The organism is Paenibacillus sp. Negev47, from assembly GCF_058313655.1.
This window is the reverse complement of sequence record NZ_CM177754.1, coordinates 3044337-3057070: the sequence shown is the minus strand read 5'-3', so window position 1 is coordinate 3057070 and position 12734 is coordinate 3044337. Positions and strand designations below refer to the sequence as shown.

Genomic DNA, 12734 nt, shown 5'->3' with positions numbered 1-12734 from the left:
CATAAATAGATGAGCAGGTGTTGTAAAGGAAGCATATTCTAAAGCTACGACGATGGAGTTTGGAAGACTATGAGACATACAAAATCGTAAAAGCACTTTAGCAAAGAAGTGAAGAGGATGCTAGATGTGTCTTTTGGCTCGAGGAATGAAAACATATACCGATATCGTACTTAGTGCTGATCCTGTCCTCGTTGAGGGACAAGAACATGTTCCTATTAACGATTAGGTGTATATCTAATCGTTATTTTACCGTATTTCATTAAGCCAACGGGCAGGTTAATGTAAATAGAACTTCACTTCTTCGCTTGCAACCTTTCCCTGTAATAAACGTTTATTAAAAACTAGGGTGATTGGGAAGGAAGATGAAATATGATTTTTTTTATTTTTCTAGGGATCATTCTCATTTTTGTTTCTGGACTTTGCATTGGGGCATGGACGACTGGTTACCAACAAAGAGGTAATTTTTATTCAGAGTCTAAGGAAGACCGTGAAATAAAGAAGAAAGTTGCTACATGGTCTGCATTAGCAGGTGTTTGCTCGTTTGCAGTTGCTGGATTGATGTATTTATTAAACTAACGGGCAGTAGAGCTCAATGTAATTATACATCGGATTTGTTTGGTTCGGTCTTCATGGGATACAATCGTTAAGAAATGTTGATGATCCTTTTTTGTATATGTTTACGTATGAGTATTTAAATCACGAAAAGGGCCCCTCCGTAGACCAGAACGCCCCAAGTGCGGGTCAGCGATCACGTGCCTGGATATGAAGGGATACAGTGGGTGTTGCCCGGCAAGGTGACGTATTTCGCAGCCCGTCGGTAATTTAGGTGATGCTGAGTATCTTACATGCTATAAGCTTAGTAGAAGTGACTTTGTAGAACCATTCAAACGCTCTACGCAGCGACAATGGATCGAAACAGGAAGAACGGTATGATCAGATTTATGAGATGATCAAGGGCATTAGTAAAATATTTGAGGTTAGAGCCGGACACAGCTCAATAGAAACAAACTATATATATTTTAAAACAGAAGATTCTATTTTCTGGCATGGGTGCATGTTGGAGGAGATATATTTCATTATTTTTTGAAGATAAGCAGAAACATTATTAGGATTGCTACTGGGAATCATTCGTCCTAAATCGAGGAAGTATAAATATATTACTCCTTTTTTTCATCACTAATCGCCGACGAAATACCAAAGCCGAGACAGCAAATATAATAAAAGCAGCAGTAACCAGTGAATCCATTTCATTTTTCAGAGTAGATAATTCACAGGGTATCACAATAGCCACGTAACTTGAAACCTATAATGATGCCAAGAAAACTGCAATATATTCAATCAAATAGTTTTCATAAAATCTTGGCTTCAAATAACTTGATGGTTGGGCTCGATAATTATATATTGATCCTGCCACCTAAGAATAAAAGATAATTGTATAAACGAAGGGAACGAAAAGAAATTCAGTAATTCTAATTGCTGTTTATTTAGAATTACTCTATATAACTCGTTACTATCATAGAAATAAACAGAACGGATGGTTCAATTAAAGCTGAAGATCACTGATGATAAGGAGTCAAACATGAGGAGAAGCTGACCATAGAAGAACAGCAGCAATTTGAGCAGCTGGCCTCCAAGCTGGCCCCGTACTTCGAGAAGATTAACGGAACCGTCAACCCGTAAGAAAATGAGCAGGGACCCATCCGATGTGGATTGGGGCCCTTTTCTCACACATTATATGAGATCTAACATTCTACTAACTCTTTGGCTCCGTTCATCATTAAGGGCATAGCCTGTTTAACGAATGATTCCGCACTTATTGGACACCCCTCATTGTTCCAAACGTAAGCAGCCCCATACATCCCCCAACTTAACATGATAGCAGCTGTATTTATTAAGAAGTGCGCGTTTGGACTCGATAGCATCTTGTCTTGGTCTATAAAGGAAAGAAGTATCGTTTGAATTTTTTCCTTTATTTGAATTTCGAATACAGGTCCAAGCGATGTATACCTTCTTTTGCACATCGTGCTTAGACCCTTGTGAAAGTCGCACACACCCAGAAAAATACTCTGTATTGTTTCCTCATTTAATACTTCATGACCGTTTATTCTAAGATTCATGATTGTCATAAATGATTCCATTAATTTGGCCTCAAGAATTTCGAATTTATCTACAAAGTGCGCATAAAAAGTCGCTCTGTTAACAGTAGCCCGCTCTGCTATATCCCTAACGGTTATCGATTCAAAGTCTTTTTCTTGAATTAATGAAGCAAAAGCGTCTTGAAGGAGTCGCCGTGTACGTATCACACGAGGATCAGCTTCATTCTTTTTAATTGTCATCGTTAAGATCTCCCCTAATAAAACGACATTATAGAAATGGTGTTGTCTATACAACGGTTTATGGTTATTGATGATTGCGTACCATTCGGTTGGTATTATAACATATAAATACAACAAGTGTTGTTCAAACGACTCATGTTGTATTGGAACATATGCAGAATGCTGCTTTTCCAAAAGGGAGGAAAAAAACATGTCGGTTTCACAACCGTCTCTAACGATGGAGCACCAACTTTTTTTTGATGTTATTGGAGAACGCCGGTCGGTTCGTAGCTATGATCCCGAGATCAAAATTTCGCGGGAGGAATTGACCGAAATATTGCGGCAAGCTACGCTGGCTCCTTCAGCCGCTAACCTGCAGCCGTGGCGTTTTCTTGTTATCGACTCGCCGGAGCTGAAGCAGAAGCTGCTTCCGATCGCATTCAATCAACAGCAAGTGGTCGAGGCTTCGGCTGTCATTGCGGTACTCGGAGATTTGGAGTGTTATAAATCGGCCGAGAAAATCTACGGAATAGCGGTCGATGCGGGTTACATGCCTGCAGAAACGGCTAAATCGTTCGTGGAACGCTATACCGGGATGTATTCGAGCATGCCGCCCGAGGACATCCGCGAAAAAGTTTATACCGACGGCGGGCTAGTATCGATGCAACTCATGCTTGTCGCCCGCGCTAAAGGCTACGACACGGTACCGATGGGCGGCTACGACAAACAAAAGTTCATGGAAGCGTTCCTCATATCAAAACGCTACGTTCCGATTATGCTCATCGCCATCGGCAAGGCGGCGAAGTCAGGTCATCCGACGGTGAGGCTGGCAGTCGATGATGTAGCTTTCTTTAACGAAATGCCTAAAGAATAACAAAATGTAAAAGATGACGAATGTATATGGAGCGTCGATTTGGCCTCATCGAAGAAGAAGAGAAGATGTCGAGGATATCGAGGATGTCAAAGGACAAGAACATTGTCCCATTCAAATTCGCTTATTTAGCGGCTTTCGTATTATTAGGTCAGCCAGAAATATTCTGGTTGGCCTATTTTTATGGGTGTTTTACGATGGTCGTAGCCGGGAGAACGAGGGCAGGCTTAGGGAGTAGTTCCACTGTGGAATATACTTTAGATAAATAAGAAATCGAACTTAAATTTAAATTGTAGGTGTCGAGGGACAAGAACTTGTACCGATTGCCGGTTAGGCGTATATCTAATCGTCATCTTGCCCTTCAATTCACTAAACTAACGGGCAGTTTAGTTTAACAAGGAACTTAGATTGGTCGAACTGGGCGGTTTTGTACAGTGCGAAGAAGTGATCAGCTAGTGGAGTTGGCAATGAGCTCAAGCTCGGTTACAACTTCATCAAGCGGCTTCCTGGTGTCGATCTCAACAGTAGCTCCAGCACGTAAGAGAGGCTCAACACTAGCAACGTATTGTATAATTTCTTCACGTTGTTCGACAGTTTTTCCATAATCGTTCGTCTTACGGGAAGCCATACGTTCAAGGATTACTTCGAGGGGGGCACTTAACAACACTACTGCATCAAACATCGGGTAAAACTTTCCCTGATCTGATACACAACCCGAAATGAATAAAGTACCTTCGCTATGTTCAGTGAGCAGCTCATCGATTCGATTCTCGTGCCATAACCACCCAGAACCATCCACATTCTCACTCCAACCATCATAATCGGTGTCGATAATTCTATGCCCCCTATGAGCAAGTTCGCCCAGAACCGTTGATTTACCTGTACCCGACATCCCTGTAACCAGAATTATCGCCTTCTTTTTTGATATTGAGCCCGAAGTATTTGTCATATTTTCGCTCCCTTTTTAAGAAAGTCCCTTGGACTACATTAACACATAAAGGCGATAAAGGAAGTTAAGTTAATTAATTCACTCAAATTGGTCTCTCGGGTGACATCAAATGCCTAAACATAAGTCCCAGCTTTAAGTGAAGCAGATGATCTGTATTCTTCAAATCCAGATTCAGCAGCCCCGAAATTTTCTCCAGCCTGTACAGCACTGTGTTGCGATGGATATACAGCTCACGTGCAGTTTCATTCACTTGGCCGTTGTTGGCGAAATAGGCTTCAAGTGTGTGCATCATCTCGCTGGTGTAATCCTCTTCTTTGTCCAGCAGTGGACGGAATAAATAAGAGCAATACCTGACCATAACCTCCTGTGGAATATGCTTGAAGAGATAAATAAACTCCAGGTCAGCAAACATGACAACCGGTTCGCTTAAACCAAGCTCCGTACTGATTCTCTCAGCCTCTCCGCACTCCCGGAAGCCGTCGATGAACTCCTCCATGCCCGTTCTCACTTTACTGATAAAACATGTCCTTATTCCGTGGTCCCATGAATGCATCAAATCCGCATACAAACGTACCGAATTCTCATACTTACTTCGATCCTTGGCCTCTTCTTCTAGAAGGGGGAATAGTGAATATACGCGGTTCATCACATAAAAATGATGGGATTCCAAGGAGGTCGTTTTGGGATGATCCTGGAGTCTATTCTGAATCTCCCTCAGTTTGCGTCTCTGACTCTCATGGTCCCAAGCATCCGCTCTTGTGGAAGATACCATGCATACGTAAGAAGTGCTCCAAAATGTGCTTCCCAATGCTTCCGCGAATTCGAGCACCGTTTTCAGAGAGGCGTTCCCCTTTAAGTAACGTTCCATGGCCATGCCAAGACGACTGCCCGCCGCAGTAGCCTCCTGATTCTGGATGACCTCCAGATGATAGGAAAGAATAACGGCAGCTTGGTGAAAAATGCCCTCCATTTCATGTGCTTCCAGCAGATTTTCAGTTTGTATCAGCAAGTAACCGTATGACTTTCCGTTTTTCAGCAGGGGGACCCGATACAACAGATTGTTGGCCGACTTATAAAACCGATTGTCCAGATTCCAGGGCCAGTCGCTTAACAGCTCCATTTCGGAACAGCGTGTCATGTTATACAAGGTCTGTCCCTCAGAGGTAACGATGGCTAAAGGAACCCCTAAAATGCTTGTGATACTTTGAAAATAATTGGTGTACTCATCCGCCTGCATCGCAAAATCAACAAGCTTCTTCTGCGTTTCAAGCAATTCATTCAGCCGGCGGGTATCGCGTTGGAACTCGGATTGGTAGAGAGCGGTGATCTGCTCGGAGAAGGTGAATTCAAAAGGCAGCTCAATTAGGGGGAAGCCCAGCCGATCGGCTTCCAGCAGGGCTATCTCTGGTATTTCCGCCCAGTATCGACCAAGCTTGATGCCCAGCCCGGAGGCCCCACGTTCATTCAGATTTTGCAGCAAATTAACAAATTCCTCGGGTGAATCCCTAATCGCATAAGCTGTAGTCAACAATAGTTCCCCTTCTTTCATCCAGTTGATCACATCCGGCGCATCCATCAAGTTGATGGAGCTAATCGTTCGAGAAATTCCTTTTTTACCGGCTGCCAACTTCCCTTCCGATAACGGGTACACCGCCAACGCGTCTTCTATAGTTAAATGCATGTCAATCCATCCTCCTAAACGATACATATCTGAATCAGGTACCGGACACGACGTAACTTTTTAAACAATTATATAGGTTCTTGTCGAATTCCTGCAATCATTTTTGTAATGTATATGTCATATAAGTTGACTCGATATATGAGTTTCACTGTTTTCGAACCAATGTAAAGCGTATACCGTTAGATAAAAAACCAAAATTGTGTGAGGAATATTTACACACTTACTTTTTGGCTTTATGATAGGACCAACTTCAAAGAGAAGAGGGGATTCAGATGCAGCTCACCCAAAATCAACAGGCAGCGGCCCAAAAGGACAGCCGTTCCATGCTTGTAATCGATGATGTCGGCAAAATCTACCCCAATGGCACTGTAGCTGTGCAGCATGCGAATCTGCATGTGGGGGAAGGGGAATTTCTGTGTTTTGTCGGCCCTTCCGGTTGCGGGAAATCTACCATCTTTAATATGATTGCCGGTTTGACGGAACCGACCTCCGGTCACCTGACCGTGCTGGGTACCACGCCAAAGGAAGCACGTAAACAGAATGAGATTGCCTTTGTATTTCAGGAGCATACCCTGCTACCATGGGCCAAGCTAATTGATAATGTCACCATGCCTCTTACTTTGCGTGGCGTATCTAGGAAGGAGCGTGTTACCGAAGGGGAGCGGGTTCTTGAGCTGGTAGGCCTGAAGGATTATATGAAGGTGCTGCCCCGTGAGTTGTCAGGCGGAATGAAGATGAGGGTATCTATTGCACGAGCGTTGATATCCCGTCCCAAGCTGCTGTTAATGGACGAACCGTTTGGCGCCCTTGATGAAATTACCAGGCAGACGCTGCAGAATGAACTGCTAAATATTTGGGAACAGGACAAAAAGATGTCGGTTCTGTTCATTACGCATAACGTGTTTGAAAGTGTGTTCCTATCGACGAAAGTCGTGGTGATGACGCCTCGTCCCGGTAAAATTTCGGATTTCATTGATATTCCTTTTGCTTATCCGAGGGATGATGAATTCCGGACCCAGCCTGAATTCGGTGAATATGTACGCCGTGTGTCCAATGTACTGAAACATTGATAGCCAGAAATGAGAGGAGAGGGAAGCAACATGGAAGAGATGGTAGCTAATCCAGCCGTTGAAACGACACCAGGTATCCGAGCTTCTGGGAAGGACAATGCCCGCAGCCATCATCCGGCAGAAGAGAGCCCAGTTATTGGACTGCTGAAAAAAATTCTACCGCCAATAGTCGTGTTCGTCCTGTTTATCGGCGGATGGGAATTAATCGTGCGGCTACTGGGAATGCCCCCATATATCTTGCCCAAGCCATCCGATATTGCCGCAGCCGCTGCTGAGAACAGCGCGAATCTGATTACGTCGGTAAGCACAACCATTGTTGAGGCGTTGATCGGTTTTACAATCAGTGTAGTGCTTGGGATTTCATTGGCCATTCTGCTAGCTCTGTCCAAAACAGTGGAAAAGAGCGTATATCCGTACGCTATTATCTTGCAAACTATACCGGTCGTTGCGGTAGCGCCAATCATTGTGATCTGGTTCGGAGCGGGAATAAATGCCATTGTGATCATCTCATTCTTAATTAGCTTTTTCCCGATTTTATCGAATACGCTGATCGGATTGAACTCAACGGATCAGAACATGAAGAATTTATTCTATTTGTATAATGCAAGCAAGCTGCAAACCATTTGGAGGCTGAGATTTCCGGCGGCACTCCCGTACATTATGGCAGGGCTGAAAATTTCATGCTCCAGTTCGGTTGTCGGAGCGATCGTGGGTGAATACATTGCAGGCATTGGTGGCGGACAAGGCGGACTCGGTTACGGGATTACCGTTGCAGCAACCCGCCTGCAAACTCCTTATCTGTTCGCCTGCGGTTTAGCGGCATCCGCCCTAGGAATCGCATTTTTCCTGATCATCAACATGGTGTCGAACAAACTTTTGAAGTCCTGGCATGAATCAGCAATGAAATGATACTAGAACCGGGGGAGAGATCCAACATGTCCAAACATCATATGAACTTTCGTTACAAGAAATGGCTGCTGTCGGCTACTTCTTTGATCATACTGCTTCTGAGCGCATGTTCCAATTCTTCCGCTCTACAATCCGCCGCCCCGGCGAGAGGGGAAGCCGGAACAGATTTGAAGCAGGTGAAACTGATCGAGGGCTGGTACGCCAAAGGAGAAGATGGAGGCTATTTTGCGGCTTTGCAGCAGAACTTTTATAAGGACAAAGGGATCGACATGACGATTCAGCCCGGAGGCCCCGAGGTGTCAACCATGCAGCTTGTCGCTGCTGGCAAAGCTGAATTCGGCATCTCTTATGCAGATGAAATTTTGAAGGCGCGGGAACAGGGAATCCCTGTTGTCGGTATCCTTGCCGGTTTTCAAAGCACACCGCAGGTTCTGATGTACCACAAGGGGGAGAACATTCAGGATTTCACAGACCTGAACGGCAAAACCGTATACATCGGTACAGCGGTGCCTTACTGGGAATATATCAAGAGCCAATACAATCTGACAGATGTAAAAGAAATGAAGTATAACGGGCAGCTTGTCAATTTTATCAATGATCCCCGTTCGCTCAATCAGGGTTACATCACGAATGAGCCTTACGCACTTTCTCAGCAGGGGGTTGAGGTGGACTATCTGAAAATCGCCGATTCAGGTTATGCGAACTATGCAGACGTTCTTTTTACGACTGAAGATTACCTCAAAGAGCACCCTGATGTCGTTGAAGCTGTGGTGCAGGCAAGTCAGAAAGGTTGGAGCTATTATCTAGACAACTATGAAAAGGTAAACCCGTTTATTCAAACCTACAATCCCGATATGACGGTAGAAGCAATGAATTACGAGGCAGTGCAGGAAAAACCCTTTATTCTTAACAAGGATTCCGAGGCAAATGGTATTGGTTACATGACAAAGGAACGCTGGAGCACCCTGCAGGATCAGATGATCAAGGGCGGAGGATTAACGAAGGCACTAGATGTTACCCAGGCGTTTACAACCGAGTATCTGATGAAGCCATAAACCTGGACCAAAAGTATTTGATGCCTCAAATCAGAAATTTCAGAAAAATGAGGGGACTTTATATGTTCAAACTTGGAAATCGAAAGAGCTATTGGCAAGTGTCCGAAACGCTGGTGGATCTAAGGCGAACGCAAAAGTATGGCAAGTCAGTAACCCTCCCTGCACAGCCGCAGGAAGTCATATTTGATCTCGAGCATACGGCAGTTATTGTCATCGATATGCAGAATGATTTCTGTACACCGGGTGGATGGCTGGATTCCATTGGGGTCGATACCTCGCCGCTCCTTAACCCGGTCAGCCGGCTGAACCGACTGATGCCCGAGCTGCGCAAAGCGGGAGTGCCTGTAATATGGGTGAACTGGGGCAACCGGGAAGACCGAATGAACGTGCCGCCATCCGTACTCCATGTGTACAATTTGGATGGACGGGGCAACGGCATCGGGGACCCGCTGCCGGGGAACGGCTCCAAGGTGCTGGAGAAAGGCAGTTGGGGAACGGCCATTGTCGATGGCTTGGATTCATCCCCCGATGATATCTATGTGGATAAATACCGCATGAGTGGGTTTTGGGATACACCACTGGACAGTATTCTACGCAATCTCAATATTCAAACGGTGTTGTTTGCCGGGGTAAATCTCGATCAGTGTGTCATGCATACCCTGCAGGACGCAGCTTGTCTCGGATATGACGGCATACTTCTGGAGGATTGCTCGGCAACAAGCTCCCCAGATTTCTGCATAGAAGCGACATTGTACAATATCAAGCAATGTTATGGCTTCGTTACGGATTCCACCTGGTTGGTAAAAGAGCTGAGCGGGGCAGCGACCCCTATAGAGAGAAACACATCGGAAAAGCTGGCATCGCTAGAAGGCTGAGCGGAAGGATGGGATGACACAATGAAGGACCAATGGAACGCGATTGTCAACCAGATGGTAGTTGAACCGACAGGACAGGGTAGGCTGAACGGACTCAGCTTTATGGTCAAGGATGTGTTTGCCGTACGTGACATTACAAATGGCGCCGGTAATCCATGTTGGCTCCAGACGCATGAGCCGGCGACGGAACACGCGGAAACACTCAACCTGCTATTGCAGCAAGGAGCACGACTAACGGGGATGACGCATACGGATGAGCTGATGTTCAGCTTGAATGGTGAAAATGTCCATTATGGAACACCAGTGAATCCAAGGGCACCCGATCTTATCCCTGGCGGTTCATCTAGCGGATCGGCGGTTGCTGTCGCCGCTGGGCTTGCTGACTTTTCCCTTGGAACGGATACGGGAGGATCGGTACGTGTGCCATCTTCGTACTGTGGAATTTATGGAATGCGTCCATCGCATGGCATTGTCTCCGAGAAAGGCGTTATCCCACTCGCTCCCAGCTTCGACACCGTTGGCTGGATGGCACGCGATCTCGAGACGTTGTGCCGGGTAGGTGAAGTGCTTTTGCCGCATACAGACTCGGGTACAGGCTTTAGCCGGGTGCTCATCGGTGAGGATGCGTGGGAGCTGGCTGACACTGAGAGCAAAGAGGCGCTTATCCCTTACCTGAAGTTGCTGAGCGGCCTGGCTGCGAGCCATGAAACTATTCGCATCGCCCCGCAGGGTCTGCCTGAATGGATGACCATGTTCAGGACGATCCAGGGCTATGAAATATGGCAGGAGCACAGGGCGTGGATTGAACGTGAGCAGCCGATCTTCGGACCAGATACAGCCGGGCGATTCTCCTGGGCAAGCACCGTTGAACGTGCCGATCAGGAGAAGGCAACCAAACGCCGAATTGAGGTATGCAAGCACATGGCTGACCTGCTCAGAACAGATACGGTGCTTGTGATTCCAACGACGACTGGAGCGGCCCCGAAGCTGGGAATGGGAGGACCTTTAATTGAAGAGCGAAGAGTGAAAACGATGCGGTTGACCTGCATTGCCGGCTTGTCGGGTCTGCCGCAGCTTACGATTCCCGCTGCGGAGGTACTGGGCCGCCCGGTCGGTATTTCGATCATCGCCGGTCCGGGACAGGATCAACGTCTGCTGGAATGGGCCACATCCCTTTTTCCAGCGGTAAATTCAGCAGTAAAAGGATAAGAGCATCATTCGATAAATAAGGACATTAAGCTACGCGGAAAGAACATCAAAGCCACAGGAGAAAGGGTGTCAGTTATGTTTCAGCGATATGAAGGAACAGCATGGGAGGAGCGCTTTTTGCCCCGTCTGACAAGCAAACAGGTCCAAGAACTGCCGAAGGATAAGGCGCTGGTTATTCTGCCGGTCGGAGCTGTGGAGCAGCATGGACCCCATCTGCCTGTATATACGGACACTCTGATTGGGGAAGCGACATTAACACAAACGCTGGAGCGGGTGCGAGCGGATAAGGAGATCTGGCTGCTGCCTCCGGTCTCGTATGGCAAAAGCAATGAACATATCGGTCTTCCGGGCACCATTTCCTTATCGGCGAGCACACTGCATGCCATCATGCTGGACATTGCAGAAAGTCTGAAGGCCAGTGGTTTTCGCAAGTTGCTGTTGTTTAATACCCATGGCGGCAACGTGGATTTGCTGAATACGGTATCCCGAGAAATACGGATCAGAACGGGGATGATGGTTTTCTATCTCAGTCCCAGCAGTCTGAATGTAGCAGAGGATCTCCTGTCTTCCGAGGAGCTGGAATACGGTATTCATGGTGGCGATTATGAGACTTCTCTCGTGATGTCCATCAAACCGGACTGGGTGAAGAAGGAGTTCCTCGTCAAAGAGCTTCCTGATATGTCCTCTTACCGCTTTCTTACATTAGAAGGGAAAATTCGCTTCGCCTGGAAGATGGCTGACATCTCCGCTACCGGCATTGCTGGTGATGCTACGACGGCCACACCTGAAAAAGGCAGCATTATTCAGGATAGAATCTCAACGATTTTGTCGGAGGCGCTGGAGGAACTGTGTGATTTTGAAATCACCGATGTCCGCGGGACTGAACCGGTTCAGCAGCCAGCAGGAAGCACCCCGTGAAGCTCGTCAGTCTGAAACACGACGATGGTGAACAGGCAGCGATTGAACACGGGGGACGATTCTTTCTTCTGGAGGAGATCAACAGGGTGGAAGGAAGCACATGGGGAACCTCCATAATGGAAGTCTTGCAGCAAGGCCAGCTAGAGGAGCTTGTCCAGTGGTATCAGAAGCACGGGGACAGAACAATTTCATCTATCCCTTTCATACCTTCAGAGGAAGCCACACATGCTCCTCTCTTCCGCCACCCTCGTAAAATATGGGGAATTGGCATGAATTATGTGCAGAAAGCGATCGATCTTGCATCCACTCCTCCAGAGCGTGAGCCGGTCTGCTTCATGAAGCCGGACTCAAGCCTGATCGGACCGGAAGAGTATATCCAGCTGACAGCTCAGGATGTAAATGTGACATCAGAAGCAGAGCTTGGCATTATCATCGGCCGAAGCTGTAAAAATGTGCCGGAAGAACGTGCGCAGGAGGTTATTGCCGGTTTTGCCGCAACGCTGGATATGACTAACCAGGACATTCACGCACGGAACCCCAGATTCCTGCAGCGATCCAAGGTATTCGATACATTTTTCAGTCTTGGACCACAGCTAATAACACCTGACGAAATAGGCGATCTGCAGAGCCTCGTCGTTGAAACTGTGTTGAATGACGAGGTTATTCATAGCAATACGGTGTCTCGCATGATTTATCATCCATGGTTCATTGTCTCGTATTTTTCACAGATGATGACTCTCCATCCGGGAGATGTGATCATGACGGGCACACCCGGTTCCGTCCGGATTCAGCAAGGAGATGTCGCAGAGTGTAGAATCAGTGGCTTTATGACGCTTCGAAATCCGGTAGGGGAAGTAAAATAAATCATCAGTAATTTTCCTT

Annotated in this window: 12 protein-coding genes; 9 read left to right on the top strand and 3 right to left on the bottom strand. The window is 46.6% G+C overall.

Annotated elements, in window-relative coordinates:
- The first annotated feature begins 369 nt into the window (after nt 1–369).
- Complete coding sequence (locus AC4G47_RS13965) at nt 370–576, top strand: DUF5316 family protein (RefSeq protein WP_491106419.1); 207 nt, start codon at nt 370–372, stop codon at nt 574–576.
- 1166 nt (nt 577–1742) lie between these two features.
- On the opposite strand, the gene AC4G47_RS13960 is transcribed toward AC4G47_RS13965, so the two are convergent.
- Complete coding sequence (locus tag AC4G47_RS13960) at nt 1743–2336, bottom strand: TetR/AcrR family transcriptional regulator (protein ID WP_491106418.1); 594 nt, start codon at nt 2334–2336, stop codon at nt 1743–1745.
- A 190-nt stretch (nt 2337–2526) separates the two neighbouring features.
- Here AC4G47_RS13960 and AC4G47_RS13955 point away from each other — a divergent pair, with 190 nt between their 5' ends.
- A complete protein-coding gene (locus tag AC4G47_RS13955; protein ID WP_491106417.1) occupies nt 2527–3189 on the top strand; it encodes a nitroreductase family protein in 663 nt (220 codons plus the stop codon).
- Nucleotides 3190–3634: 445 nt separating this feature from the next.
- On the opposite strand, the gene AC4G47_RS13950 is transcribed toward AC4G47_RS13955, so the two are convergent.
- Both AC4G47_RS13950 and AC4G47_RS13945 read right to left on the bottom strand, forming a co-directional pair.
- Nucleotides 3635–4135, bottom strand: a complete 501-nt coding sequence (locus AC4G47_RS13950; protein WP_491106416.1) for an AAA family ATPase — start codon at nt 4133–4135, stop codon at nt 3635–3637.
- Between the two features lie 82 nt (nt 4136–4217).
- Nucleotides 4218–5816, bottom strand: a complete 1599-nt coding sequence (locus AC4G47_RS13945) for a PucR family transcriptional regulator (protein WP_491106415.1) — start codon at nt 5814–5816, stop codon at nt 4218–4220.
- A gap of 272 nt (nt 5817–6088) precedes the next feature.
- On the opposite strand from AC4G47_RS13945, the gene AC4G47_RS13940 reads away from it, so the two are divergent.
- The 7 genes from AC4G47_RS13940 (at nt 6089) to AC4G47_RS13910 (ending at nt 12715) form a co-directional block, all read left to right on the top strand.
- Nucleotides 6089–6886 carry an ABC transporter ATP-binding protein gene (locus AC4G47_RS13940; RefSeq protein WP_491106414.1) on the top strand — a complete coding sequence of 266 codons (798 nt, stop codon included), beginning with the start codon at nt 6089–6091 and terminating at the stop codon, nt 6884–6886.
- A 30-nt stretch (nt 6887–6916) separates the two neighbouring features.
- Entirely contained in the window at nt 6917–7795 is an 879-nt protein-coding gene (locus AC4G47_RS13935) for an ABC transporter permease (protein ID WP_491106413.1), read from the top strand.
- A 26-nt stretch (nt 7796–7821) separates the two neighbouring features.
- Nucleotides 7822–8850 (top strand): ABC transporter substrate-binding protein, encoded by a 1029-nt coding sequence (locus tag AC4G47_RS13930; protein WP_491106412.1) that lies wholly within the window; start codon nt 7822–7824, stop codon nt 8848–8850.
- A gap of 62 nt (nt 8851–8912) precedes the next feature.
- Nucleotides 8913–9725 carry a cysteine hydrolase family protein gene (locus tag AC4G47_RS13925; RefSeq protein ID WP_491106411.1) on the top strand — a complete coding sequence of 271 codons (813 nt, stop codon included), beginning with the start codon at nt 8913–8915 and terminating at the stop codon, nt 9723–9725.
- A 21-nt stretch (nt 9726–9746) separates the two neighbouring features.
- Nucleotides 9747–10934, top strand: coding sequence for an amidase (locus tag AC4G47_RS13920; RefSeq protein ID WP_491106410.1), 1188 nt, complete (start codon nt 9747–9749; stop codon nt 10932–10934).
- A gap of 75 nt (nt 10935–11009) precedes the next feature.
- The gene (locus tag AC4G47_RS13915) at nt 11010–11852 is read left to right on the top strand and encodes a creatininase family protein (protein ID WP_336758316.1); all 843 of its coding nucleotides are present in this window, start codon (nt 11010–11012) and stop codon (nt 11850–11852) included.
- The gene (locus AC4G47_RS13910) at nt 11849–12715 is read left to right on the top strand and encodes a fumarylacetoacetate hydrolase family protein (protein WP_491106409.1); all 867 of its coding nucleotides are present in this window, start codon (nt 11849–11851) and stop codon (nt 12713–12715) included. The genes AC4G47_RS13915 and AC4G47_RS13910 overlap by 4 nt, the downstream gene beginning before the upstream one ends.
- Nucleotides 12716–12734: the final 19 nt, after the last annotated feature.